We start from the raw sequence: 22,828 nt of genomic DNA, 5'->3' as shown, positions 1-22,828 counted from the left end.
GCTTTTCCGGCTCGAATAGGAAAACGTTTACTCTTCCAACGCTTCTTGTTAGCATCGTCCTCGATCGGCCGGACGCGCTTCACGGAAAGCCGATTGCAAGCTTCAGATATTCCGCAATTTCCCCGAGATTTACCGCATCACTGTTCCAGCCGTCGAGCGTTACCTGCTTTCTGTATTTTGGAGTGCTTTCTATGGGCAACCGGTCTCGTTTCGACGATCGTGCGCCATAAAAGGAAAACGTTATCCACAACGTGGCACCGAGCCACGGACCATCAGAGAGAGACACCATGAAGAACAGGATCATCCCGTGCGTCATCGCCGTTCTGTCCGTTGCGTGCCTGTCCGCGTGCGGCGGCGACGATCCGGCCAGCCCGGCCGCCGCCGCCCGCCAGCAGGCCACCGCGATGGCGCTCAGCCCGTCGAATCCGCCCGGCTCGAACTTCAACCTCGCACCGTTCACGCTGCAGTTGCCGACCGGCTCGTCCGGCAAGGTCGACACGGTGAGCGGCTCGTCGCTCGCGGGCGGCTACGTGAACCCGACGTATTTCTATACGGACGGCAGCGACGGCTCGATGGTGATGATGGACCCGACGCAGGGCTGGACGACGTCCGGCTCGCTGCATCCGCGCACCGAGCTGCGCGAGAACGCGACCTGGCCGACCTCCGGCACGAACCGGCTGAATGCGACGGTGGCCGTCACGCAGGTGCCCGATCACACGACGATCGGCCAGATCTTCCAGGGCACCGGCCCGAGCAAGCCGCTGTGCGAGCTGCAGTTCACGTCCGGCGGCGTCGTGCAGCTGCTGCTCGAAAGCACCAACCAGGGCGGCAAGTCGACGACCACGCCGATCACGACGGTCGGTGTCGGAAAGAAGTTCAGCTACGCGCTGAGCCTGAGCGGCACGACGATCACCGTCACCGCGAACGGCACGACCAAGACCTTCACGATGGATTCGAGCTTCGACGGCGAGAATTTCTACTTCAAGGCGGGCGACTACGACCAGACGGCCGTGTCCGGCACGCCGCTCACGACGCCGGGCACCGTCGTGAAGTTCTATGCGCTGACGCTCACGCATGGCTGATCGCACGTAACGCAACATGGCGCCGGGCGGGCATGCGATGCGCGTCTGTCCGGCGTTTCGGCGCAAACACCGCGCTCACGAATGATGCCGCACGCCCGGCGCGACCGCTTCCCGCTCCCCCTTGCGGCTCAGCATCAGCGTGACGACCGCCGACACCGCGAGCGTGCCAGCCACCACATAGAGCCCCGCCGAATACCCGCCCGTCACGTTCTTCAGCCAGCCGATCGCGAACGGCCCGACGAACCCGCCGAGATTGCCGATCGAGTTGATCATCGCGATCCCCGCGGCCGCGCCGGCGCCCGACAGGAACGCGCTCGGCATCGCCCACAGCGGCGCCTTCGCGGCGCTGATCCCGATGTTGACGACGACCAGCGCGAGCACGGTCAGCAACGCGGTGCTCGCCTGCCCCGCGAACACGAAGCCGATGCACGCGAGCACGCACGGAATCACGACGTGCCACGTGCGCTCGCCGGTGCGATCCGAATTCCGCGCCCAGACGATCATCGCGACGACGGCGGCGATGCTCGGGATCCCGGTCAGCAAGCCCGTCTGCAGCGCGGTGAAGCCGAACTGCTTGACCATCAGCGGCGCCCACAGCCCGAGCGTGTAGAGCCCGGCCGACGTGCCGAAATAGATCAGCGCGAGCGCCAGCACGCGCGGATCGCGCAACGCCTGCCACGCGCCGGCCGTGTGCCCGGCATGCGTGTGGCGCACGTCGGCTTCGGCCTTCAGCTTCGCGATCAGCCAGTCGCGCTCGTCCGGCTGCAGCCACACGGCCTTCGACGGCGAATCGGTCAGGCACTTCAGCACGACGAAGCCGAGCACGACCGCCGGCAGCGCTTCGACGATGTACAGCATCTGCCAGTCGGCGAGCCCGAACAGCGGCGGCATCTGCATGATCGCGCCCGACAGCGGCGAACCGATCGCGGTCGAGATCGGCGCGGCCGCCATGAACCACGCGGCGGCCACCGCGCGCTGCTTCGCGGGGAACCACAGGCTCAGGTACAGGATGACGCCGGGGAAGAACCCGGCTTCGGCCACGCCGAGCAGGAAGCGCAGCACGTAGAAGCTCGTCGGCCCGGCCGCGAACGCGGATACGGCCGACACGAGGCCCCACGTGATCATCACCCGCGCGATCCAGATGCGCGCGCCGACGCGATGGAGAATCAGGTTGGACGGCACTTCGAACAGGAAGTAGCCGATGAAGAACAGGCCGCCGCCGAACCCGAACGCGGTCGGCGACAGGCCGATCGCCTTGTTCATCGTCATCGCGGCAAAGCCGACGTTGACGCGATCGAGAAAGCTGACGAAGTAAAGCAGCATCACGAACGGAATGATCCGCCACATCAGTTTCCGCGCGACGCGTGTTTCCAGATCCGCTTGCATGTGTCTCCTCCTTCGAGGTCGAGCCGTGCTCTGCCGGTGAATACTCGCCGGCGCCGCGACGAAGCGCGCGCGCCGGCACCCGGCTCGCGTCGGACGCGCGAGTCGCGGGCATCAAAAACCGCGGGGACGATGAACGGGCGGCGCCCGGCTACCGGTTGCGCACACACGCCGCCTACGTTGCGGCCCGCATGCGTAGCGTCGCGTTGATCGTCAGGCCGCAACCGCCGCGTTTGCGACGCGCTCGCACACGGCCGCCGTCACCTGCGCGGTCGTCGCGCTGCCGCCGAGGTCGCGCGTATGCAGCGACGGGTCGGCCGTCACGGCCTCGATCGCCTGCATCACGCGCGCGGCAGCGTCCGTCTCGCCGAGATGCTCGAGCAACATCACGACCGACCAGAACGTGCCGACCGGATTCGCGAGCCCCTTGCCCATGATGTCGAACGCGGAACCGTGGATCGGCTCGAACATCGACGGATAACGACGCTCGGGATCGATGTTGCCGGTCGGCGCGATACCGAGGCTGCCGGCGAGCGCGGCCGCGAGATCGCTGAGGATGTCGGCATGCAGGTTGGTCGCGACGATCGTGTCGAGCGACGCCGGCCGGTTGACCATGCGCGCGGTCGCCGCGTCGACGAGTTCCTTGTCCCACGTGACGTCCGGGAATTCCTGCGCGACCTGCTTCGCGATCTCGTCCCACATCACCATCGCGTGCCGCTGCGCGTTGCTCTTCGTGACCACGGTCAGCAGCTTGCGCGGGCGCGACTGCGCGAGCCGGAACGCGAAGCGCATGATGCGTTCCACGCCGGCGCGCGTGAGGATCGACACGTCGGTCGCGGCCTCGATCGGATGGCCCTGGTGCACGCGGCCGCCGACGCCCGCGTATTCGCCTTCGGAGTTCTCGCGGACGATGACCCAGTTCAGGTCGTCCGGCCCGCAGCGCTTCAGCGGCGCGTCGATGCCGGGCAGGATGCGCGTCGGGCGCACGTTCGCGTATTGGTCGAAGCCCTGGCAGATCTTCAGGCGCAGCCCCCACAGCGTCACATGGTCGGGCACGTCGGGGTCGCCCGCCGAGCCGAACAGGATCGCGTCCTTGCCGCGTAGCGCGTCGAGGCCGTCGGCCGGCATCATCGCGCCGTGCTGGCGGTAATAATCGGCGCCCCAGTCGAAATCCTCGAACTCGAACGCGAAGCGGTCGCTGCCGCGGGCCAGCGCTTCCAGCACCTGCTTGCCGGCCGGCACCACTTCCTTGCCGATGCCGTCGCCCGGAATCGTTGCGATACGGTAGGTCTTCATGCGGACATCCTCGATTGATCGTGAGCGTGAACGCACTTTACCGAACCAGGAGTGCAGGAACCGGCGCTAGAATCAAGGCATCTTTAACTTCGATTCACGAATCCCGTCATGGTGGATACCGTCCAGCCGGCCGATCTCGGCTTCTTCTCGACGCTGGCCGCATCGGGCAGCCTGAGCGCGGCCGCGCGCGAACTCGGGTTGACCGCGGCAGCCGTCAGCAAGCGGCTCACGCAGATGGAGCGGCGCGCGGGCGTGACGCTCGTCAACCGCACGACGCGACGGATGATGCTGACGCCCGAAGGCGACGTGTATCTCGACTACGCGCGCCGGATCCTCGACCAGATGGACGAACTCGGCGAGTTGCTCGGCAGCGCGAAGCAGCGGCCGAAGGGGCTGCTGCGCGTGAACGCGACGCTCGGTTTCGGGCGCAGCCACGTCGGCCCCGCGATCTCGCGCTTCGTCGCGCGCTATCCGGAGGTGTCGGTGCAACTGCAGTTGTCGGTCATGCCGCCGCCGCTCACCGACGACGCGTTCGATGTGTGCATCCGCTTCGGCGAGCCGCCCGACACGCGCGTCGTCGCGCGGCGGCTCGCGCCGAACCGCCGGCTGCTGTGCGCGGCGCCCGCGTATCTCGCGCGGCACGGGATGCCCGCCACGCCGCACGACCTGGCGCGGCACAACTGCATCGGCATCCGGCAAGGCGACGAAGGTTACGGGATCTGGCGCCTGACCAGCGGCCGCGGCGCGGCACGCAACACGGAAGCCGTGCGGATCAACGGCAACCTGACGACGAACGACGGCGAGATCGCCGTGAAGTGGGCGCTCGACGGGCACGGGATCCTGATGCGCGCCGAATGGGACCTCCGCGACTATCTCGCCGACGGTCGCCTCGTCGTCGTGCTGCCCGACCACGAAACGCCGAGCGCGGACATCTATGCGGTGTATGCACAGCGTCACCAGATGTCCGCGCGGATTCGCGCGTTCGTCGACTTTCTGGCGGACGAATTGGGGCGGTTGAGGGCCGTGTAGGAAACGGTCTGGATCGCGCAAGCCGCGATCGTTGCGCGCAGCCGGCCAGACGATATCCGGCCGCCGAATCGCGTTGCGCACGGAGGGATGGCCGTCAAAAATGACATTACTTTGGCTAAATTTCCTAAAAATAGCCAAAATATTTACATTCTCACTTGCCAACCGGACCCAAAGTCGCTCACGCCTCGCATCGATTACGCTAATATTTTGGCATCTTCGTTGGCAAAACATTGAAATATTAGCCTCATGGCACAAAAGACAGCCCCGCTCCTGCCGGCATCGACCCAGCTACTCGCCGAATTCGGCGAGCGGCTGAAGCTTGCTCGCCTGCGCCGGAAGCTGACGGCCAAGCAGGTTGCGGAACGCGCCGGCATGTCGCCGATGACGCTTCGTTCGCTGGAAGCCGGCGGATCGGGCGTCACCATCGGCGCCTATCTGTCCGTCATGCAGGTGCTGGGGCTCCAGGGCGATCTGGAAAAGCTGGCCGCCGCGGACGAATTCGGCCGCCGGCTTCAGGACGCCCGCCTCGTCAAACCACGATCCGCCCGACGCACCGCGCCGGCCCTCTCCGCCGCCACATCGTCCACACCCGGCCGGCGCATGCGCGCAAGCGCGCCGGCCGCCACGAAAGCGGCCGGAGCAGGCACGCCGGCAGCCGGAACCACCGAACCCGGCGATGCTCGCGGCACGACGGCAGCCGATCTGGTCGCGTTGCTGAAGCCGGCAAGAAAACGGCATGGGGAGCATCGAGGGAAATGACGACGATCGGCGTCTACGCGGATTGGGACGGCTTGCCCGAACCGCGAAAGATCGGACTCCTGCACGGTTCGCGTCGCGGTGGCGCGCGAAATGCCGAGCACCTGCGCCGCGCGCGTGAAGCTGTTCATTTCGACGATGCGCGTGAAGATGCGCATCGCGCGGATCGGATTGTCCACCGCACACCCCTGCAGGTTTGCCGCATGCCGCGGCGCCCGCTCGCGCACCGTGCATGCGTATCGAGAAACGCCGCGCCGCCGGCGCGGCCGACGGTTCAGCCGTTCGCCGCCGCGGCGCCGCGCGCCGGTTCGTCGAGCAGCCGCTGCGCGAGCGCAAGCGCGTCGTCGCGGGTTGCCGCCGCATTCAGCGGATAGCCCCACACTTTCTCGAACGCGCCCGAAAAAGCGTCGAGCGCCACGCGCCGCGACGCATCGGGCTCGATCGCGATCATCGCGGGGATCCATTCGCGCGACTGCGCACGGTTGGCCTTGCTCCATTTCGCGAGCTGCTTGCGCATCTCGTGATCGTCGCCGCCGCGATCGTCGCCGGACGGCGCATCGTCCGTCAGCAGAACGAACGGTTCGCGACGCGCGAGCAACGCATCGAGTTCGGCGATCAGGCGGGCGGGCTCGGTGTGCGTCGAACCGGTGTAACGCAACCAGACAAACGGGAATTCGGTCGTGATGATCTGCATGTCGGCCTCCAGATGAGAACGATTCTCATTTTATGGGTCAAGGTCGATCGCGTCATTTATCGTGCCGGCCAACTGCTTGCTCGATCCGGCCAATTGCATGCGAGCGGCGCGGATCGCGCCGTTCAGCGCTGCCGGTCGGTCAGGAATTGCGTCGGCGACTTGCCGGTCGCCTTGCGGAACATCGTCACGAAGCTGCTCGCGCTCTCGTAGCCGAGGTCGATCGCGATCTGGTGCACGCGGCGGCCGGTGGTCAGCATCCGCAGCGACAGCGCGACGTGCAGCCGCCGACGCCAGTCGCCGAGGCTCATTCCGAGCTCCTTCGCCGCGAGCCGCGTCAGGCTGCGCTCGCTGACGCCCGCGCGTCGCGCGAGTTCGGGCAGCGACGACTTGTCGGCCGGACAGTAGAGCAGATGATCGATCAGCTTGCGCAGCCGGCGGTCGGCCGGCATCGGCAGGTACAGATCCTCGACCGGCGCCGCGACGAGTTCGTCGAGCAGCGTCGCCATCAGCCGCCCCTGCGGCCCGTCGACGTCGTACAGGTTCGGAAAGCTCGCCGCCTTCAGCAGCAGTTCGCGCAGCAGCGGCGACACCGACAGCGTGCAGCAGCGCGCGGGCAGGTCGAGCGCGGCGGCCGGCTCGACCAGCACCGCATAGAACGTCGCGCCGGCCGAGCCGCGCGCCGCATGCGCGACGCCGCCCGGAATCCATACCGTGCATTGCGGCGGCGCACTCCACACGCCGCCTTCGATCTCGCAATAGACGACGCCGCTCAGCGTGTAGAGCAACTGCGCCTGCGGATGGCTGTGCCGCTCCAGCCTCCATTCGGGCTCGACGACCGAGCCGCCGAACACGACGAGCGGACGCGGCACGTGGAAGACTTCGTCGTCCGCTGCGGGATCGGTGATCGATGGAAGCGTGCGCATGAAACGGTGAACGATGGAGAAAAACCGGACGCCGGGCCCGCGCGTCCTTTCGTGCTTATACCAGAAAGGCGCCGGCGCGGCCGGGCGGCTGCCGAAGCCGCGTCTGCGGGCGCGCGCCGAAGCGAATACAATGCCCCGATCCCCCGCCGCTGCGCCCACCTGCCGGAGCCGCCATGTTCGACCTGACCACCCTGACCACCTTCACGGCCGTCGTCCTGGGCCTGTTCCTGATTCCCGGCCCCGCCGTGCTGCTCGTGCTGAGCCGCACCGTGCAGGGCGGCCGCAAGACCGGCATCCTGACCGGCCTCGGCGTCGCCAGCGGCGACTTCGTGCATACGCTGTTCGCGGCCGTCGGGCTGTCCGCGCTGCTGATGACGTCGGCGCTCGCGTTCAACGTCGTCAAGCTGGTCGGCGCCGCATACCTGATCTATCTCGGCGTGCGCGCGCTGCTGGAGAAGGCGTCCGATCCGTCGCTGCCGCAGGTATCCGCCGTCACGCCGCTCAACGCGTACCTGCAGGCGATTCCCGCCGAAGTGCTGAATCCGAAGACCGCGCTGTTCTTCCTCGCGTTCATGCCGCAATTCGTGCATCCGGAACGCGGCTCGACGTTCGTGCAGTTCGCGGTGCTCGGGCTGATCTTCGTCGTGCTCAGCTCGCTCTACACCACGCTGATCGCGTGCTCGATCCGCCCGCTCGGCCGCATCGTGAAGCGGCTCACGTGGCTCACGCGCTGGCAGGGGAAGATCATCGGCTCGATCTTCATCGCGCTCGGGCTGCGCGTGGCCGTGCAGCAGCGCTGACGCGCGCGGCCGCATGACGTCCGCCGGCGAAACCCTCTATACCGACCCGCGCCTCGTCGCGGTGTACGACCTGTTCAACGCGGGCGATCAGGATTTCAGGTTCTACGCGTCCGCGATCGGCGCCGCGCGGCAACGCGTTCTCGATCTCGGCTGCGGCACCGGCACGTTCGCGCGCCGGCTCGCGGCGGCCGGGCACGAGGTCGTCGCGATCGATCCCGCACCGGCGATGATCGAATACGCGCGTCGCCAGCCAGGCGCCGACACCGTGCACTGGCTCGCCTGCGGGCTCGACGGCCTGCCGCCCGGCGCGCCGTTCGATGCAGTGGCGATGACCGGGCATGCGTTCCAGTGCCTGCTGACCGACAACGCGATCGACACGACGCTGCGCGACGTGCGCCGCGTGCTCGCCGACGGCGGCCGCTTCCTGTTCGACACCCGCAACCCGCGCGTCGCGCCGTGGCGCGCGTGGACGCCCGAACATTCGGCACGCAGCGTCGCGTCGCGCGAAACGGGCATCATCGATCTTCATCATGCGGTGCGGTCCGTCGCCGACGCGATCGTGACGTTCGATACGCACTACCGTTTCCGCCGCGACGATACGGTGCTGACGAACACGAGCCGGCTGCGCTTCATCGCGCAACCCGAACTGCGGGCGCGCGTGAGCGCAGCCGGATTCTCGTCGGCCGACTGGTACGGCGACTGGCAGCACGCACCGTTCGACGACGCGACCAGCGCGGAGATCATCGCGATCTGCCGCGCGTAACCGCGCATGCGTCGACCGCGTCAGCCCGCCACGGGCAGCGTGTCCACCGCGTACGCATGCCGCAGCGTGCGCCCCAGCACCGGATCTTCCAGCTCGACCTCGAACCGCTCGGCCGGCCGGATGCCGCCGATCGCCGCCAGCGTGCCGCACAGCATCGCGGTGCCGTCGACGAAGCGGCCGTCGTGGCGGGCGAACTGCGCGAGCAGGTCGTCCGGTGCGCGCATCGCGGTCACGCTGCCTTCCTGGTACAGCACGCGCTCGTCGTCGATCGTCGCGTACGCGCGCAGCACGAGCCGATCCCAGTGCGCGGCCACGTCGTCGAACTTCCACAGCGTGTTCGCGCACGGCTTGCCGCACATCTGCTTCGACACGGTGATCCCGTAGGTCTCGACCTCGCGGTCGGTATGGTCGGACGCGACACCGACGAACGTCTCGCCGCCGTCGCGCACCAGCACGAATTCCGCTTCGCCGCTGCTCTGGCCGCCCGATACCTGGATCGCGGGTGACGGATCGAGACGATCGGCCGCGACGCGGTAGAACACCGGGGTCGTCGCCGGACGCTTGACGCCGAGCGCCTCCAGCTCGCGAATGTGCTTTTCCATGGCGACCGTGTCGCGGCCAGTCCAGCCCGCGATCACGAGCGTATCGATCGTGATCGCGCGCTCGGTGCGGCCGTCGCGACCGTCGATCGCGAACGTGATGGTTTTCATCGAATGCTCCTCGTTGCGGGCCGCACACGCAGGATGCGCGGCCGCCCGCCTCTGTCGGTAGTAGGCCGTGCTTACGCCGGGTCGTAGTAGTGGATCTCCAGCAGCACGCAGCCGCCGTTCGACTTGAACGGGCCGTGCCATGCGCCGGGCGGACGCACCGCGTACGTGTAGCCGTTGAACGGCGTGCCGCCGTTGCCGTGCTCGTCGTTGCCGACGGTCAGGTCGCCTTCGACCAGAAACACTTCCTCCCAGTAGTCGTGCACGAACGGCTTCTTCGTGTGCAGGCCGGCCGGCAGGCGCAGCAGGCGCGTGCGGCTGCCGCGCTTGCGCTCGGTGTCGAGCGCGCCGGACAGGATCAGTTCCTGCGCGCCGGACGCCGGGTCGTAGCCTTCCGGCAGCCGCCAGTCGCGCTGCATGTCCAGCGTGTGGAATTCGTCGTGAAGCTTGTTGATGGCCATCTGTCTCTCCTGAATGCGATAGCGGGTAAAGCCGGTTCGGTGCGGCCGGTCAGGCCGCGCGCGGCGTCGACAACGACTGGTTCAGCGAATAGCTGCCGAGCATCGAATCGACGAGATGCGACGCGCGCTGCCAGTCGTACGTGCGGTACGCGTGCCCCTTCGTGACGAACGACGCGCCGGCATAGAACAGCTCGTACTGGTTATGGCGCGATGCGAATTCGGAGCCGACCGCGTCCCATGCGAGCTTGAAGAACTTCACGCGCTCCTCGGACGAACATACGGGCGACTTCTGCGTCTTCTCGATGATGCGCAGCAGGTCGGGGTTCTCGAAATCGCGCGCGCTCGACGGCAGCATGATCATTCCGCCGCCGGCGAGTTCGCGCAGCGTGTTGAGCACCTTCGAATAGAGCTGCTGCGTGACGACCTGCGAGCCGTACAGCATGTTGCGGTCGGGCACGTAGAAGCCGTTGACGACGGTGCCCTTCGCTTCCATTGCGTAGACCCACGCCTCGACCATCGACGCTTCGGCCGCGAGCTGGCCCAGCGTCTCGCGCACCTGCGGGAAGGCGTTCGTGCCGTTGACCTCGGAGATCTTCAGGCCGAGCCCGACGAGGAAACGCAGCTTCGTCATCAGGCGCACCTGGCATTGATAGTTCTGGAACACGTGCGCAGGCGTCGCGTGGAACTGCTTCGCGCACATCGCGGTGTTGCCGGCGACGAAGATCCGCTCCCACGGCACCTTGACGTCGTCGAAGTACAGCACCGCGTCGTTCTCGTCGAAGCGGCTCGACAGCGGGTTGTCGAACACCGACGTCGCGTGCTCCTCGTACGACTTGCGCGACAGGATCTTCATGCCCTTCGCGTTCATCGGCACCGCGAACGACAGTGCGTACATCTCGTCGCCTTCGCGCAGCGGCTGGATGCAGCTGCAGAACACCTCGTTCGCCATGATCCCGCTCGTCGCGAGCATCTTCGCGCCGCGCACCGTGATGCCTTCGGCATCCTGATCGACGATGCCGACCGCGAGGTACTTGTCCTCCTGCTCGTGTGCCGACTTCGACTGGTTCGCCTGCGGATTCACGATCACGTAGGTCAGGAACAGGTCGTTGTCGCGGGCATAGCGGTAGTAGTCGCGCAGCGCGCCCGCGCGCGCCGGATCGTATTGCTCGAACACGTCGGCGCCCATGTACATGCCCGACAGGCACGACGCAACGTGATCGGGCGAGCGGCCCATGAAGCCGTAGTGCAGCTCCGACCACGCTTCCAGCGCGGCGCGGCGTTCGACGAGCTCGTCGTAGGACGTCGGCAGTTGCCAGATCCGGCTGACGCGGCGGCCCGAATCGGGCGAGACGAACGTCATCTTCTCGACGTTCTCGCCGCGCGCCTGGTAGTCGTACAGGCTCGCGTAGCTGCGGATCGAATTGCGGAATGCCGCGTGCGCGGTCACGTCGCCGACCGGCTGGCCGTTCAGGTAGACCTGCCGCCCGTCGCGCAGCGACGCGATGTGCTGAGTCCCGTTCTTGATCATGATGTGCTCCTGGGTGGAATGAAGCGTGGATGGCATTCAGGCAGACGGCGCATGCATGCCGTCGAGCGTGCGATAGCGGCCGCCGAAGAAGATCAGCGGGCGCCCTTCCGAGCGCGCGTGGTGCCGCGTCACGCGGCCGACGAAGATCACGTGGTCGCCGCCGTCGTATTGCGCATAGGGTTCGCATTCGAACGTCGCGAGCGCGTCGGGCAGCAGCACCGTGCCGTCGTCATCGGCGGCCGCGTCGGCGCGCCAGCCCCATTTGTCGCCGTTCGCTTTCGCGAAGCAGTTCGACAGGTGCTGCTGCGTCTCGTCGAGCACGTTCACCGCATAGCGGCCCGCGCCGGCCAGATCGTCGAGGCTCAGGCTGCGACGGTCGACCGAGAACAGGATCAGAGGCGGGTCCAGCGACACCGCATTGAACGACGCGACCGTGATGCCGATCGGCATCCCCGCTTTGCGCGGGGCGGTAATCACCGCGACGCCCGTCGCGAACATCGACAGCGCGGCGCGAAAGCGCCGCTGCTCGTCGGCGCATGCGCCGTTTCCGGTTCCGGCATGGTTCTCGCTCATCTCGTCCTCCTTGGGTTGCAACGCCGGATTCCGCAGTGGAATCCGGCCCAACAAAGCACCGTGATTTAGCTTTGTTATTTAGCTTTTATTAAATGCAAACACAAAGGCGGGTTCAAGCTGTCGTAAACCCTGACCTTGAAAGCTTTGTTTGAAAGACAACCCTACTGCCGGGATGGATGTTGCGCGGCGCCCGCGAATGTCCACGTACACTGCGCCTACCCGATGCCCCGGGGCGTGCGTGCCCCGCGGGAGATACCGCTTTCCGGAGCCGCTTCGATGCAATCCCGCCCGATCTACATGGACTACAGCGCGACGACGCCCGTCGATCCGCGCGTGGTCGACAAAATGGTGCCGTTCCTGCACGAGCAGTTCGGCAATCCGGCTTCACGCAGCCACAGCTACGGCTGGGATGCCGAGCAGGCCGTCGAGGAAGCGCGCGCGCACGTCGCCGCGCTGCTCGGCGCCGATCCGCGCGAAATCGTGTGGACCTCCGGCGCGACCGAGGGCAACAACCTCGCAATCAAGGGAGCCGCCCACTTCTACCAGGGCAAGGGCAGGCATCTCGTCACGGTGAAGACCGAGCACAAGGCCGTGCTCGATACGTGTCGCGAACTCGAACGCCAGGGCTTCGACGTCACGTATCTCGACGTGCGCGAAGACGGCCTGCTCGATCTCGACACCGTGCGGCAGGCGCTGCGCGCCGACACGATCCTGGTGTCGGTGATGCTCGCGAACAATGAAACGGGCGTGATCCAGCCGGTGGCCGACATCGGCGCGCTGTGCCGCGCGCGCGGCATCGTGTTCCACTGCGACGCCGTGCAGGCGGCCGGCAAGATTCCGGTCGACGTGAATGCGCTGAACGTCGACCTGCTGACGGTGACTGCACACAAGGTCTACGGCCCGAAGGGGATCGGTGCGCTGTACGTGCGCCGCAAGCCGCGCGTGCGCATCGAAGCGCAGATGCACGGCGGCGGCCACGAGCGCGGGATGCGTTCGGGCACACTGCCGACACACCAGATCGTCGGGATGGGCGAAGCGTTTCGGCTTGCGAAGGAAGAGATGGCGGAAGAAAGCCGCCGTGTCGGCGCGTTGCGCGACCGGCTGCTGGCCGGCCTGTCGACGCTCGACGAGGTTTACGTGAATGGCGATTTGACCCACCGGATTCCGCACAACCTGAACGTCAGCTTCAATTTCGTCGAAGGCGAATCGCTGATCATGGGAATCAAGGGTGTCGCGGTGTCGTCAGGCTCCGCGTGCACGTCGGCATCGCTGGAGCCGTCGTACGTGCTGCGCGCGCTGGGCCGCAGCGACGAGCTCGCGCACAGCTCGATCCGCTTCACGCTCGGCCGCTTCACGACCGAGGCCGAAGTCGACAGCGTGATCGCGCAGGTGCGCGACACGGTCGGCAGGCTGCGCGCGTTGAGCCCGCTGTGGGACATGCATCTCGACGGGGTCGACCTGAATACGATCGAGTGGGCCGCGCACTGAGTGCGGCCGCCCGCGCGTCAGCCTTTTTCCTGCCGCGCGATCAGGTGCGCGAGATCGAGCGTCGCGCGATCGCCGTTGGTGACGAGGCGGTCGATCACCGAGCAGAGCGCCTTGAATTCGGTCTTCGTCACGCCTTCGAACAGTACGTTGTTGATACGCTGCTGCGTGTCGGCGAGCGCCTTCAGCAGCTTCGTGCCGGCCGGCGTGACCGTGAGCCGCATCTTGCGCTTGTCGTCGGGGTCCGAGCGTTTGTCGATCAGGCCGAGCTTCTTCAGCTTGCCCGTCTCGATCGTGACGAAGGCGCCGCTCAGGTGCAGGTGATCGGCGAGACGGTTGACGGTCACGACGTCGTCGTGCGAGAGGTGGGAGACCGACACGAGCAGCGAATACTGGATGCCGGTGAGGCCGATCAGCGAGCCGAAGCCGTCGCGCACCGACAGCAGGCGGGCCGCGAACGGCAGCAGCCCGTTGATCAGGTGGCGGAATTGCGTGTCCGTGCCGTCGGTCAGGCAGGCCGGGTTGGTAATGGTCAGAACGGACTCCTCTTGCTGCTTGGCCATGACTTCGACGCTCCGTACGGTCATGCGGATTTAGCTTTGAAACGAAATTATACGGCAAAGGCACATACGCCTTTGGCCCGGCCCGGCCGGCGCCTGCGGCCCGGTTTCACGATACAGGAGGTACGTCGATGCCCTTTCCGCTTCATCCCGCGACGGTTCGCGCGCCGCTCGAATGCTATCTGCGCGCGAAGGACCTGAACCGGCCCGCGCTGATCGCCGAGTGCTTCGCGGCCGACGCCGAACTGAGCTTTTCGCTCGCGAACGACGATATCGATTTTCCGCCGCGCGTGACGGGCGCGGCCGCGATTGCGCGCACGCTGGTCGAGGAATTCGGCGAGCGGTTCGAGCGGTGCCGGACCTATTACGTTTGCACGGAACCCGAAGTCGACCCGCACGGCGTCAGCGGGATGTCGTGGCTCGTCGTGATGCGGCAGAAGGACAACGGCGCGTTGCGAATCGGGCATGGCACGTACCGCTGGCAGTTCGACGTTGACGGCGACGACGTCGCACGGATTGCCGCGCTGCATATTCACATCGCGCGGATGGATACGGTCGACGATCCGAAGGCGGCGAAGCTCGATGCGCTGCACGCGGCGTTCGGCTATCCGTGGCTGCCGGCGCACGCGCTCGCGCGCGGGTTCGCGGATGTCGCCGCCGCGCAGCCGGAGTGGGCATTCCTGGCGCCGTTCCGGAACGCAGTGGTGGGGGCGTAGCCGATTTCTTCGGCCTGGCTCTACGGATCCTGTCGCTCCACGCGGCGCTCGCGACGACGTACGCGTCATGCGCGGTCAAGCGCCTGCCGCCCCCCCTCCCAATCCAGCCCGAATCGCGCGCGAAACCTGCGCACTCGGTCCGCACCGCTCGGCGCTTCTTGCTCTGCCGCAATATAGCGGACAGCGTGCGCCCGACCTGCTCCGTTTCATGCGTGCCAGCAATGATCGTGCCCGCACTTGACGCGTCGCCGCCGCGATCGCGACGCGTTGCGGCGGTATACTCGATGCGGTTCGGCAACGCGCGCCGCCGCATGCGCCGCAGCCTTCGACCTGCGCCGCCGGCTGACGATGCGCCTGCAATCGGACCGCTTCCGCCCGCCCATCCATAGTCGATACGAACCGTCATGTCGCACCGCCTTACGCTCGCCGTCGTCGCCCTCCTCGCCGTGTCCCCGATCATTGCCCAGGCCCGTCCGCTCGCGCGGCCGCCGGTCGAGCGCGATTTCAAGAACTGGTCGGTCGTCTGCGACAACGGCAACCGCTGCATCGCCGAAAGCCACGCCGACGACATCGACGACGCAGGCACCCGCGTCATCCTGCGCGTGACGCGCGACGCCGGCCCGGACGCACCGGCATCGCTCGACATCTACGCGTCGGCGCCGCTGGACTTGCGCACCGCTCGCGTGGATGGCCGCCCGTTCGACGCAATGGCGCCCCAATGGCATGCGTTCGGCGGCAAACCGGACGATGACGAAGCGCACCCGTTCCGGATCAGGACCCACGATCCGGCGACGGTTGCCGCATGGCTCGCGGCAGCGCGCGATGCGCAACTGCTGAGCTTCGGCGATCCGGCGTCGGCACAAACGGCCCGCACGCCGTTGACGGGATTGAATGCGGCGCTGCTGCTGATCGACGACACGCAGGGCCGGGTCGGCACCGTCACGGCGCTGCTGCGCCCCGGCAGCCGGCCCGCGTCGTCGGTGCCGGCCGCGCCCGCATTGCCGCCCGCCGTCACCCCGGCACCGACCACCGCGACCCTCGCGGCCGCCGAGCAGCGCCCGCTCGTCGACGCGGTGCTCGCGAAATTCGGCGACGACGTGAAGCAATGCGCGGCCGATGTCGAAGATGAAATGCCGGCAAGCGATCGCAGGAAGGCGTCGCGCGCGGTGGCGATCTCCGCCGACGAAGCGCTCGTCGCGATACCGTGCCAGACCAGCAGCATGTATAACCACACCGACCTGTGGTACCGCGTGCGGCGAACCGCGCCCTATGCGCCGACGGCGATGAACTTCGGCGAAAACGCGAACGCGGGGCTCGATTCGGCGTCGTTCGCGAACGAACTGACCGACGCCGGCTACGACCGCACCCGCGCGACGCTGTCGAGCAAGGTCCGGCTGCGCAGTGCCGGCGACTGCGGCTCGAGCGCGTCGTGGATCTTCGACGGCCGGCGCTTCATGCTCGACGACATCGCCACGCACGGCACCTGCAACGGCCTCTTCGACGATCAGTGGCCACGCCTGTATCGACGGGCCGACGCGGCAGGCACCGCGCGCTGACGCGTCACGTTACGCGCCGACGATCGAGATCGAGAACCCGTCCCAGCCCTTCTGGCCTACCGTCTGCACGGCGGTCGTCGTGAGATTCGGGGCGGCCGCGAGACGCGCGAACCCGTCGCGCACGCCGACCACGTCGGGCTCGCGATTGTCCGGATCGGCCACGCGCCCGCCGCGCACCACGTTGTCGACGACGATCACCGTGCCGGGCCGCGACAGCTTCAGCGCCGCGTCGAGATAGGCCGGGTTGTTGTCCTTGTCCGCATCGATGAAGATGAAATCGAACGGCGCCTCGCCTGCGTCGATGAGCCGTGCGAGGCTGTCCTTCGCGCGGCCGACCATTACCGTCACGGCCTGCTCGAATCCGGCACGCGCGATGTTCCGCGTCGCGACCTTCGCATGCTCGGGGTTCAGTTCGAGCGTCACGAGCGTGCCGCCCGGCGGCAACGCGCGCGCGAGCCAGATCGTGCTGTAGCCGCCGAGTGTGCCGACTTCGAGGATGCGCCGCGCGCCGCGAATCGTCGCGAGCAGTTGCAGCAGCTTGCCCTGGTTCGGCGCGACGTTGATCGCGGGCAGCCCGGCCGCGTCGCTCGCCGCCAGCGCGGCGTCGAGCGCATCGTCGGACGGCACGAGCGTCGCCGACAAATACGCATCCACCTGGTTCCATCGATCCTGATTCATCGCGCGCCCCCTCGTTTGTGGAACAGGCATTTTATGCGTCGCGCCGCCATAAGCAACCCACCATTCGTTCTAAGGGCAGCCGCGGACGTGCTCCTATAATCGCCCGACCACCACAACTACAGATGGAGCACCCATGACCGATCAGGCCGCATCGAACTGGCGCCTCGAAACCATCGCCGTGCACGGCGGATATCGTCCCGACCCGACCACGCGCGCGGTCGCCGTGCCGATCTACCAGACCGTTGCGTACGCATTCGACGACACGCAGCACGGCGCCGACCTGTTCGACCTGAAGGTCCAGGGCAACATCTACACGCGGATCATGAACCCGACGACGGACGTGCTCGAGCAGCGGATCGCCGCGCTCGAGGGCGGCATCGGCGCGCTCGCGCTTGCATCGGGGCAATCGGCCGTCACGTACGCGATCCAGACGATCGCGGAAGCCGGCGACAACATCGTGTCCGCGAGTTCGCTGTACGGCGGCACCTACAACCTGTTCGCGCATACGCTGCCGCAATACGGGATCACCACGCGCTTCGCCGATCCGCGCGATCCCGCGTCGTTCGCACCGCTGATCGACGCGCGCACGAAGGCGATCTTCGCGGAATCGGTCGGCAACCCGCTCGGCAACGTCACCGACATCGCCGCGCTCGCGGAAGTCGCGCATCGGCACGGGATTCCGCTGATCGTCGACAACACGGTGCCGTCGCCGTACCTGCTGCGTCCGTTCGAGCATGGCGCGGACATCGTCGTGCACTCGCTGACGAAGTATCTCGGCGGCCACGGCACGAGCCTGGGCGGCGCGATCGTCGATTCCGGCAAGTTCCCGTGGGCCGAGCATGCGGACCGCTTCAAGCGGCTGAACGAGCCGGACGTCAGCTATCACGGCGTCGTCTATACGCAAGCGCTCGGGCCGGCCGCCTATATCGGCCGCGCGCGCGTGGTGCCGCTGCGCAACATGGGCGCGGCCATCTCGCCGTTCAATGCGTTCCAGATTCTTCAGGGTATCGAAACGCTGGCGCTGCGTGTCGAGCGAATCAGCGACAACGCGCTGAAGATCGCGCAGCATCTCGCGCGCCACGAGCACGTCGAATGGGTGAACTATGCGGGCCTGCCCGATCATCCCGACCATCCGCTCGTCGCACGCTACCTGTCGGGCCGCGCGCCGGGCATCCTGACGTTCGGCGTGAAAGGCGGCCGCGACGGCGGTGCGAAGTTCCAGGACGCGCTGAAGCTATTCACGCGGCTCGTCAACATCGGCGACACGAAGTCGCTCGCGACCCATCCGGCATCGACCACGCACCGGCAACTGTCGCCGGTCGAACTCGCGAAGGCCGGCGTGAAGGAAGAAACGGTGCGGCTGTCGATCGGCATCGAGCATGTCGACGACCTGCTCGCCGATCTCGACCAGGCGCTCGCGCAGCTTTGACCGGCCCGGCCGCGCCGGCTTGCCGGTGCGGCCTGCATCGAACGGGTTGACCTTGAAGCGGCTTCAAGGTGTTCAATCTGCGGTCGATGCCGGGGCGATGCCCGGCGCGTACGATCCGTACCACGCAACCGGGCAGCACGATGCCGAGCCCGCCGCGGTACGCCAACCGTTCGAGAGGCCCCATGACACCGACCGCGAAGCTTGCGCTGCTCACGTTACCGCCGTTGCTGGCCGCCTGTTTCGGCGCCGTCGCCGCCGCCTGGCGCGCGCCCGGCCCGAAAACGTCCAGCGTCATCCAGCATTTCACCGGCGGCATCGTGTTCGCGGCCGCGGCGCTCGAACTGCTGCCGCAGGACCGCGCGCACGCGCTGTTTCCGGTCGTCGTCGGTTTCGTGCTTGGCCTCGCGCTGATGCTCGCGATCCGTGCGCTGTCCGGCGCGATCGAGACGCGCTTCGAGGCAGCGCGGCTGCCCGTGAGCCTCGTCATCGTCACCGCGATCGATCTCGTCATCGACGGCCTCGTGCTCGGCATCGCGTTCTCCGCGAGCGACGAAAGCGGCATCATCCTGACCGTCGCACTGACGCTCGAAGTGCTGTTTCTCGCGCTGTCGGTCAGTGCGGCGCTCGCGGCCGCCGGCATCGGCCGTCTGCCGTCGGTCGCCGTGCCGGTCGGGCTCGCGGCGCTGCTGAGCCTCGCGGCCGTCGCCGGCAACGCGGCGTTCGCCGGGCTTCCGGCCCCTATCTACGCGGCCCTGCTCGGGTTGGGCACCGTCGCGCTGTTGTACCTCGTCACCGAGGAGCTGCTGGTCGAAGCGCACGAAGTGCCGGAGACGCCGTTCGCGACGGCCGCGTTCTTCATCGGCTTCATCGTGTTCTTCCTGATCGAAGGATCGGTGAAGGCCGGATAAGCGCGACGCGGCCGCGCACCGGCTACCACGTGGTCGCGCCCGCCGGATACGTATCGACGATGCGGGTGCCGTTGACGGGCGTCACGCCTGCGTTGCGCAGCGCGGCCCACAGGTCGATCGCATGTTCGCGCGACTTGCGGCTGCAGTCGTCGGTCAGCACGTTCAGCGCGATCACTTCGTCACGCGTCGTCAGTTGCACCTGCTCCTTCAGCTTGCGCGACTGATGCGATGCGGTGCGGACGTCGCCGAGCAGGACCTGCGTTGCCGCAACGGTCGATTCGCCGCCCGCGTCGGCCGGCACGAACGTCAGCCGGCCGTTGTCGACCTCGCATTGCCCTTGCGCGAACGTCGCGCTCCACTCGCCTGCCGGGACGGCTGCATACTCGCAACGCATCCGCTCGTTCGCGCGCCGGCCGACGTCGTGCGCCGACGCGTGCGACAACGCCCGTTCCGGCCAGCCGGCCGCCATGGCGGCCGTCGACATCAGGCACGCCGCCAGTACGATTCCTTTCGCGCAATTGCGCATGTCATGCTCCTGTTCGAATGGGAGGCGGCCGACGGGCACTGTGTCGCCAGCCGCAAATGAACGATCAACGCGCCGCGAAGCGCTTGTCGTGCGCGTCGAGCCACGGCGCCGCCTCGCCGCGATGCACCGTCGCGCGATGGATTTCCTGGTTGCGCGCGACCGTGGCCGGGCTCGCCGGATAGTCGTGATTCGGGCTCGGGATCACGCCGTCGTGGCGCGCCCGTACCAGCTCCTGCCGGACTTCCTGACGGGTCTTCTGCTGCGCGGCTACCGCCTGCGAAAAGGCCGCCATCGACAGTGCGGCAGCGGCAATGACGATCATCGGTCGCTGAAGGTTCATGTTGTTCACTCCTTGCTGAAAAGCCCTGACGGGAGGGGAGCCTTCACTTTGATCCGGTAGCGGTGCGCAATCGTGATCGCCACATGACGGTTTCGTCACCGATCCGGCATCTTCTGCATCGCAGTGCGAATCAAATGCGTCGCATGCTTCGACGCGCATGACGCCGCGATGACATTTTTCTCATTTGTCCGTCACCGTCACGATCCGAACGCTTCCCAGAATCGGCAACGCGATGGGGATATTCCGCATTCGGCGGCACGACGCACAGCGTCGCGTGGAATCGACCCAAGCTCGCAACGATCATCTTGAATACCAGGGGGCACTCCATGAAAACGCCAATTCGGCTCGCCATGATGTCGGGCGCGCTGCTCGCGACCGCAAATGCGGCGCAAGCGTCGGAAGTCACGTTATACGGCCTGTTCGATACGTCGCTGACCTACGTATGGAACGCCAACGCGGACGGCAAGCACCTCGTCGGCCTCGGCAACGGCAATCTGCTCGGCAACCGCTTCGGCGTGAAGGGCTCGGAAGACCTCGGCGGCGGCCTGAAGGCGATCTTCACGCTGGAAAACGGCTTCAATCCGAACACCGGCGCGCTCGGGCAAGGCAACCGGATGTTCGGCCGGCAGGCATTCGTCGGCCTCGAGAGCGCGCGCTGGGGCACGCTGACGCTCGGCCGCCAGTACGACGCGCTCGCGGATGTCGCGTGGCCGGTCACCGGCGACTTCTACTTCGGCAGCGTCTACGCGACACCCGGCGACGTCGACAACTACGACACGTCGTCGCGCACCGACAACGCGGTCAAATACACATCGCCCGTGATGAGCGGATTCCAGTTCGTCGGCATGTATGCGCTCGGCGGCGTGGCCGGCAAGCGTGGCGCCGGGCAGACCTGGTCGGCCGGCCTGTCGTACAGCAACGGCCCGGTCGACGCGGCGGGCGGCTACTACTACGCGGCCAATCGCGCATCGCTCGCCGACGGCATCCGGACCGGCTGGAACGGCACCTCCGACGGCACGTTCGACGGGTCGCTCGTCAATGGCGGCTATGTCTCCGCGAAATCGATCGGCATCGCGCGCGGCGCGCTGCGCTACAGCTTCGCGCCGTTCGCGGTCGGCATCGACTACAGCAACGCGCTGTACAAGGCCGATGCGATGTCCGCGTTTCGCAGCACGCAGAAGTACGACACCGCACGCGGCTTCTTCAACTATCAGGCGACGCCCGCGCTGCTCGTCGGCGTCGGCTACAGCTACACCCGCGCCCGCGGCGACACGGGCGCGACCTATCATCAGGTATCGGCCGGCGCCGACTATGTGCTGTCCAAGCGCACCGATCTCTATGCGGTCGGTGCGTGGCAACGGGCGAACGGCGAACAGCGCACGTTCGACGGCGGCACGCAGACGGCGCAGGCGTCGATCGGCTCCTACGGCTACGGCGGAACGCGCACGCAGGGCATCGTCAATCTCGGGCTGCGCCACCGGTTCTGAGCGCGGCGGGAAGATACGCGCCGCATGACGAAGTTTTCATGTTGCGGTCAGGTTCGCGAAGCTTCGCATCGCTACGATCGGATACGTGACGGGCAGCGCCCGTTCCAGACCACGCAAGCGGGTCGCTGCCGCACGGCACGTCACGCGTTAGGCCCGGACACGTCGAGTGCCGGGCCTCTTTTTTTGCCATCGCGACGGACCGGATGATGGTCCGGGCGGGAACGCTCCCTTGAACCGCGAGATCTGTCGATGCAAGCGCAGTCACCGAAGACCGGACGATCGCGCTCAACGCGTACCGTTGCGCTGCGGAAACAGGCACGTATGCGTTTTTACATACAGGTTCGGATTGCCGCAGCGATGCCCTGCATAGTCGATCTGCTCGCCAGGCATGAGGTCGGCCGGCGCCGGCTTGCGCGCGGCGGCGGGCGCGGTCGAAGCGGTGCCGGAGCGTGTCGACGCGCAGCCAGCCAGCAACGGGACGATCAGGACTGCGATCAAGGTTAAACGAAGGACGGGACGATGCACTTTTCGGTCCGGAGTGAAAGTCTGAACAGGGCCGCCCGCTTGCGAGACTGCTGCAGCGAACGGCGCGAACGCCGCGGGCCACGTAGCCATCGGCAGACTTCATGTTCCGCTTCGCGCACATCGCCCCCGTGACGCGAACATGACGATCGCGTCAGATCGGTCGCGTCCGAACGGCGCATCGCCGCGTCAAGCAATCTGACGCATTTTTCATCTCGCGATCACGATCACGCAGGGCTGCTTTCGCATACTGGGTCCACGGTTCGCCACCCGGCGGCCCCGATCACGGAGAGCACTCGATGAAAACCGCAAAATTCGCAGCACTGATCGTCACCGCCACGCTGTCGTTCGGCGCGGCCACACAAGCCGCCTTCGCGCAGACACAGACGCAAACGCAGGGCAAGACCCGCGCGCAGGTCGCCAACGAACTGAAGCAGGCGCAGCACGACGGCGTCGTGCCGATGAGCAAGACGCAGTACCCGCCGAGCGGCGAGCTGGTCGCGCGCAACAAGGAGCTGCACGGGATCTCCGTGCATGGCGGCGAGAAGAAGCCGCAGACCGACAACCACGACAAGCTGACCGCGCAGCAGTGACGCTCGGCCACGCCACCACGGGCAGCACGCCGC

Annotated in this window: 26 protein-coding genes and 1 pseudogene; 12 read left to right on the top strand and 15 right to left on the bottom strand. The window is 67.0% G+C overall.

What is annotated here, in order from left to right; all coding sequences use genetic code 11:
- Positions 1 to 79: 79 nt before the first annotated feature.
- The gene (locus tag HWX08_RS23110) at positions 80 to 304 is read right to left on the bottom strand and encodes a hypothetical protein (RefSeq protein ID WP_174921270.1); all 225 of its coding nucleotides are present in this window, start codon (positions 302 to 304) and stop codon (positions 80 to 82) included.
- Here HWX08_RS23110 and HWX08_RS23105 point away from each other — a divergent pair.
- Positions 288 to 1,082: a polysaccharide lyase family 7 protein gene (locus tag HWX08_RS23105; protein ID WP_174921271.1), complete on the top strand. Its 795-nt coding sequence runs from the start codon at positions 288 to 290 to the stop codon at positions 1,080 to 1,082. The two genes, HWX08_RS23110 and HWX08_RS23105, sit on opposite strands and share 17 nt — an antisense overlap.
- 75 nt (positions 1,083 to 1,157) lie before the next feature.
- On the opposite strand, the gene HWX08_RS23100 is transcribed toward HWX08_RS23105, so the two are convergent.
- Positions 1,158 to 2,468 carry an MFS transporter gene (locus HWX08_RS23100; protein ID WP_174921272.1) on the bottom strand — a complete coding sequence of 437 codons (1,311 nt, stop codon included), beginning with the start codon at positions 2,466 to 2,468 and terminating at the stop codon, positions 1,158 to 1,160.
- A 210-nt stretch (positions 2,469 to 2,678) separates the two neighbouring features.
- Positions 2,679 to 3,761 (bottom strand): tartrate dehydrogenase, encoded by a 1,083-nt coding sequence (locus HWX08_RS23095; RefSeq protein ID WP_174921273.1) that lies wholly within the window; start codon positions 3,759 to 3,761, stop codon positions 2,679 to 2,681.
- Between the two features lie 108 nt (positions 3,762 to 3,869).
- Here HWX08_RS23095 and HWX08_RS23090 point away from each other — a divergent pair, with 108 nt between their 5' ends.
- A complete protein-coding gene (locus HWX08_RS23090; protein ID WP_069259316.1) occupies positions 3,870 to 4,790 on the top strand; it encodes a LysR substrate-binding domain-containing protein in 921 nt (306 codons plus the stop codon).
- Between the two features lie 246 nt (positions 4,791 to 5,036).
- Complete coding sequence (locus tag HWX08_RS23085) at positions 5,037 to 5,549, top strand: helix-turn-helix domain-containing protein (protein ID WP_069259315.1); 513 nt, start codon at positions 5,037 to 5,039, stop codon at positions 5,547 to 5,549.
- 52 nt (positions 5,550 to 5,601) lie between these two features.
- Here HWX08_RS23085 and HWX08_RS23080 read toward each other — a convergent pair.
- From HWX08_RS23080 to HWX08_RS23070, 3 genes and pseudogenes are all read right to left on the bottom strand, one after another.
- Positions 5,602 to 5,725 (bottom strand): annotated as a pseudogene (locus HWX08_RS23080) (helix-turn-helix domain-containing protein); the annotation flags it as partial.
- A gap of 95 nt (positions 5,726 to 5,820) precedes the next feature.
- Positions 5,821 to 6,240 carry an ATP--cob(I)alamin adenosyltransferase gene (locus HWX08_RS23075; protein ID WP_107310289.1) on the bottom strand — a complete coding sequence of 140 codons (420 nt, stop codon included), beginning with the start codon at positions 6,238 to 6,240 and terminating at the stop codon, positions 5,821 to 5,823.
- A gap of 122 nt (positions 6,241 to 6,362) precedes the next feature.
- On the bottom strand, positions 6,363 to 7,163 hold the full coding sequence (locus tag HWX08_RS23070; RefSeq protein ID WP_174921274.1) for an AraC family transcriptional regulator: 801 nt from the start codon (positions 7,161 to 7,163) through the stop codon (positions 6,363 to 6,365).
- 173 nt (positions 7,164 to 7,336) lie between these two features.
- Here HWX08_RS23070 and HWX08_RS23065 point away from each other — a divergent pair, with 173 nt between their 5' ends.
- Together HWX08_RS23065 and HWX08_RS23060 are read left to right on the top strand one after the other, a co-directional pair.
- Positions 7,337 to 7,963, top strand: coding sequence for a LysE family translocator (locus tag HWX08_RS23065; RefSeq protein WP_069259312.1), 627 nt, complete (start codon positions 7,337 to 7,339; stop codon positions 7,961 to 7,963).
- Positions 7,964 to 7,976: 13 nt separating this feature from the next.
- Entirely contained in the window at positions 7,977 to 8,726 is a 750-nt protein-coding gene (locus HWX08_RS23060; RefSeq protein WP_174921275.1) for a class I SAM-dependent methyltransferase, read from the top strand.
- A 20-nt stretch (positions 8,727 to 8,746) separates the two neighbouring features.
- On the opposite strand, the gene HWX08_RS23055 is transcribed toward HWX08_RS23060, so the two are convergent.
- The 4 genes from HWX08_RS23055 to HWX08_RS23040 all read right to left on the bottom strand — a co-directional run bounded on the left by HWX08_RS23055 (position 8,747) and on the right by HWX08_RS23040 (position 11,995).
- Complete coding sequence (locus HWX08_RS23055) at positions 8,747 to 9,436, bottom strand: DUF2848 domain-containing protein (RefSeq protein ID WP_174921276.1); 690 nt, start codon at positions 9,434 to 9,436, stop codon at positions 8,747 to 8,749.
- A gap of 71 nt (positions 9,437 to 9,507) precedes the next feature.
- Positions 9,508 to 9,894, bottom strand: coding sequence for a cupin (locus HWX08_RS23050; protein ID WP_089453518.1), 387 nt, complete (start codon positions 9,892 to 9,894; stop codon positions 9,508 to 9,510).
- 49 nt (positions 9,895 to 9,943) lie between these two features.
- On the bottom strand, positions 9,944 to 11,422 hold the full coding sequence (locus tag HWX08_RS23045) for a 4-hydroxyphenylacetate 3-hydroxylase family protein (RefSeq protein WP_069259308.1): 1,479 nt from the start codon (positions 11,420 to 11,422) through the stop codon (positions 9,944 to 9,946).
- 36 nt (positions 11,423 to 11,458) lie between these two features.
- Positions 11,459 to 11,995 carry a flavin reductase family protein gene (locus HWX08_RS23040; RefSeq protein WP_174921277.1) on the bottom strand — a complete coding sequence of 179 codons (537 nt, stop codon included), beginning with the start codon at positions 11,993 to 11,995 and terminating at the stop codon, positions 11,459 to 11,461.
- A gap of 276 nt (positions 11,996 to 12,271) precedes the next feature.
- Here HWX08_RS23040 and HWX08_RS23035 point away from each other — a divergent pair, with 276 nt between their 5' ends.
- Entirely contained in the window at positions 12,272 to 13,483 is a 1,212-nt protein-coding gene (locus tag HWX08_RS23035) for an IscS subfamily cysteine desulfurase (protein WP_069259306.1), read from the top strand.
- A gap of 17 nt (positions 13,484 to 13,500) precedes the next feature.
- On the opposite strand, the gene HWX08_RS23030 is transcribed toward HWX08_RS23035, so the two are convergent.
- A complete protein-coding gene (locus tag HWX08_RS23030) occupies positions 13,501 to 14,043 on the bottom strand; it encodes a MarR family winged helix-turn-helix transcriptional regulator (RefSeq protein ID WP_069261088.1) in 543 nt (180 codons plus the stop codon).
- 128 nt (positions 14,044 to 14,171) lie between these two features.
- Between HWX08_RS23030 and HWX08_RS23025 the strand changes: the two genes are divergently transcribed.
- Both HWX08_RS23025 and HWX08_RS23020 read left to right on the top strand, forming a co-directional pair.
- On the top strand, positions 14,172 to 14,756 hold the full coding sequence (locus tag HWX08_RS23025) for a nuclear transport factor 2 family protein (RefSeq protein WP_174921278.1): 585 nt from the start codon (positions 14,172 to 14,174) through the stop codon (positions 14,754 to 14,756).
- A gap of 404 nt (positions 14,757 to 15,160) precedes the next feature.
- Positions 15,161 to 16,312 carry a DUF1176 domain-containing protein gene (locus tag HWX08_RS23020; RefSeq protein WP_174921279.1) on the top strand — a complete coding sequence of 384 codons (1,152 nt, stop codon included), beginning with the start codon at positions 15,161 to 15,163 and terminating at the stop codon, positions 16,310 to 16,312.
- A 9-nt stretch (positions 16,313 to 16,321) separates the two neighbouring features.
- Here the strand turns inward: HWX08_RS23020 and HWX08_RS23015 are convergent, their stop codons facing one another.
- On the bottom strand, positions 16,322 to 16,990 hold the full coding sequence (locus HWX08_RS23015; protein ID WP_174921280.1) for an O-methyltransferase: 669 nt from the start codon (positions 16,988 to 16,990) through the stop codon (positions 16,322 to 16,324).
- 133 nt (positions 16,991 to 17,123) lie between these two features.
- On the opposite strand from HWX08_RS23015, the gene HWX08_RS23010 reads away from it, so the two are divergent.
- Positions 17,124 to 18,419 (top strand): O-acetylhomoserine aminocarboxypropyltransferase/cysteine synthase family protein, encoded by a 1,296-nt coding sequence (locus tag HWX08_RS23010; protein WP_174921281.1) that lies wholly within the window; start codon positions 17,124 to 17,126, stop codon positions 18,417 to 18,419.
- Positions 18,420 to 18,601: 182 nt separating this feature from the next.
- Complete coding sequence (locus tag HWX08_RS23005; RefSeq protein ID WP_174921282.1) at positions 18,602 to 19,327, top strand: ZIP family metal transporter; 726 nt, start codon at positions 18,602 to 18,604, stop codon at positions 19,325 to 19,327.
- Between the two features lie 22 nt (positions 19,328 to 19,349).
- On the opposite strand, the gene HWX08_RS23000 is transcribed toward HWX08_RS23005, so the two are convergent.
- Positions 19,350 to 19,811, bottom strand: coding sequence for a hypothetical protein (locus tag HWX08_RS23000; RefSeq protein ID WP_244122755.1), 462 nt, complete (start codon positions 19,809 to 19,811; stop codon positions 19,350 to 19,352).
- A 106-nt stretch (positions 19,812 to 19,917) separates the two neighbouring features.
- Positions 19,918 to 20,193 (bottom strand): DUF4148 domain-containing protein, encoded by a 276-nt coding sequence (locus HWX08_RS22995; protein ID WP_174921284.1) that lies wholly within the window; start codon positions 20,191 to 20,193, stop codon positions 19,918 to 19,920.
- A 326-nt stretch (positions 20,194 to 20,519) separates the two neighbouring features.
- Here HWX08_RS22995 and HWX08_RS22990 point away from each other — a divergent pair, with 326 nt between their 5' ends.
- Positions 20,520 to 21,680 (top strand): porin, encoded by a 1,161-nt coding sequence (locus HWX08_RS22990; RefSeq protein ID WP_174921285.1) that lies wholly within the window; start codon positions 20,520 to 20,522, stop codon positions 21,678 to 21,680.
- Positions 21,681 to 21,965: 285 nt separating this feature from the next.
- Here the strand turns inward: HWX08_RS22990 and HWX08_RS22985 are convergent, their stop codons facing one another.
- Positions 21,966 to 22,295 carry a hypothetical protein gene (locus HWX08_RS22985; RefSeq protein ID WP_174921286.1) on the bottom strand — a complete coding sequence of 110 codons (330 nt, stop codon included), beginning with the start codon at positions 22,293 to 22,295 and terminating at the stop codon, positions 21,966 to 21,968.
- 206 nt (positions 22,296 to 22,501) lie between these two features.
- On the opposite strand from HWX08_RS22985, the gene HWX08_RS22980 reads away from it, so the two are divergent.
- Positions 22,502 to 22,795 carry a DUF4148 domain-containing protein gene (locus HWX08_RS22980; protein WP_174921287.1) on the top strand — a complete coding sequence of 98 codons (294 nt, stop codon included), beginning with the start codon at positions 22,502 to 22,504 and terminating at the stop codon, positions 22,793 to 22,795.
- The last annotated feature ends 33 nt before the right edge of the window (positions 22,796 to 22,828 follow it).

This window comes from Burkholderia metallica (assembly GCF_902832845.1).
In the GTDB taxonomy this organism is placed as follows: Bacteria; Pseudomonadota; Gammaproteobacteria; order Burkholderiales; family Burkholderiaceae; genus Burkholderia; species Burkholderia metallica.
Note: the sequence above shows the minus strand (reverse complement) of the source record. Positions and strands in the feature narration are given on the sequence as shown.

Excerpts from the sequence above, each read along its gene's own strand:
- HWX08_RS23105 (WP_174921271.1), top strand. The coding sequence starts at position 288 with ATGAAGAACAGGATCATCCCGTGCGTCATCGCCGTTCTGTCCGTTGCG.
- HWX08_RS23030 (WP_069261088.1), bottom strand. The coding sequence starts at position 14,043 with ATGGCCAAGCAGCAAGAGGAGTCCGTTCTGACCATTACCAACCCGGCC.
- HWX08_RS22995 (WP_174921284.1), bottom strand. The coding sequence starts at position 20,193 with ATGAACCTTCAGCGACCGATGATCGTCATTGCCGCTGCCGCACTGTCG.
- HWX08_RS23060 (WP_174921275.1), top strand. The coding sequence starts at position 7,977 with ATGACGTCCGCCGGCGAAACCCTCTATACCGACCCGCGCCTCGTCGCG.
- HWX08_RS23010 (WP_174921281.1), top strand. The coding sequence starts at position 17,124 with ATGACCGATCAGGCCGCATCGAACTGGCGCCTCGAAACCATCGCCGTG.
- HWX08_RS23065 (WP_069259312.1), top strand. The coding sequence starts at position 7,337 with ATGTTCGACCTGACCACCCTGACCACCTTCACGGCCGTCGTCCTGGGC.
- HWX08_RS22980 (WP_174921287.1), top strand. The coding sequence starts at position 22,502 with ATGAAAACCGCAAAATTCGCAGCACTGATCGTCACCGCCACGCTGTCG.
- HWX08_RS23090 (WP_069259316.1), top strand. The coding sequence starts at position 3,870 with ATGGTGGATACCGTCCAGCCGGCCGATCTCGGCTTCTTCTCGACGCTG.
- HWX08_RS23055 (WP_174921276.1), bottom strand. The coding sequence starts at position 9,436 with ATGAAAACCATCACGTTCGCGATCGACGGTCGCGACGGCCGCACCGAG.
- HWX08_RS22985 (WP_174921286.1), bottom strand. The coding sequence starts at position 22,295 with ATGGCTACGTGGCCCGCGGCGTTCGCGCCGTTCGCTGCAGCAGTCTCG.
- HWX08_RS23005 (WP_174921282.1), top strand. The coding sequence starts at position 18,602 with ATGACACCGACCGCGAAGCTTGCGCTGCTCACGTTACCGCCGTTGCTG.
- HWX08_RS23070 (WP_174921274.1), bottom strand. The coding sequence starts at position 7,163 with ATGCGCACGCTTCCATCGATCACCGATCCCGCAGCGGACGACGAAGTC.
- HWX08_RS23050 (WP_089453518.1), bottom strand. The coding sequence starts at position 9,894 with ATGGCCATCAACAAGCTTCACGACGAATTCCACACGCTGGACATGCAG.
- HWX08_RS23110 (WP_174921270.1), bottom strand. The coding sequence starts at position 304 with ATGATCCTGTTCTTCATGGTGTCTCTCTCTGATGGTCCGTGGCTCGGT.
- HWX08_RS23045 (WP_069259308.1), bottom strand. The coding sequence starts at position 11,422 with ATGATCAAGAACGGGACTCAGCACATCGCGTCGCTGCGCGACGGGCGG.
- HWX08_RS23095 (WP_174921273.1), bottom strand. The coding sequence starts at position 3,761 with ATGAAGACCTACCGTATCGCAACGATTCCGGGCGACGGCATCGGCAAG.
- HWX08_RS23000 (WP_244122755.1), bottom strand. The coding sequence starts at position 19,811 with ATGTCGACGGCCGCCATGGCGGCCGGCTGGCCGGAACGGGCGTTGTCG.
- HWX08_RS23085 (WP_069259315.1), top strand. The coding sequence starts at position 5,037 with ATGGCACAAAAGACAGCCCCGCTCCTGCCGGCATCGACCCAGCTACTC.
- HWX08_RS23020 (WP_174921279.1), top strand. The coding sequence starts at position 15,161 with ATGTCGCACCGCCTTACGCTCGCCGTCGTCGCCCTCCTCGCCGTGTCC.
- HWX08_RS23040 (WP_174921277.1), bottom strand. The coding sequence starts at position 11,995 with ATGAGCGAGAACCATGCCGGAACCGGAAACGGCGCATGCGCCGACGAG.
- HWX08_RS23075 (WP_107310289.1), bottom strand. The coding sequence starts at position 6,240 with ATGCAGATCATCACGACCGAATTCCCGTTTGTCTGGTTGCGTTACACC.
- HWX08_RS22990 (WP_174921285.1), top strand. The coding sequence starts at position 20,520 with ATGAAAACGCCAATTCGGCTCGCCATGATGTCGGGCGCGCTGCTCGCG.
- HWX08_RS23025 (WP_174921278.1), top strand. The coding sequence starts at position 14,172 with ATGCCCTTTCCGCTTCATCCCGCGACGGTTCGCGCGCCGCTCGAATGC.
- HWX08_RS23035 (WP_069259306.1), top strand. The coding sequence starts at position 12,272 with ATGCAATCCCGCCCGATCTACATGGACTACAGCGCGACGACGCCCGTC.
- HWX08_RS23015 (WP_174921280.1), bottom strand. The coding sequence starts at position 16,990 with ATGAATCAGGATCGATGGAACCAGGTGGATGCGTATTTGTCGGCGACG.
- HWX08_RS23100 (WP_174921272.1), bottom strand. The coding sequence starts at position 2,468 with ATGCAAGCGGATCTGGAAACACGCGTCGCGCGGAAACTGATGTGGCGG.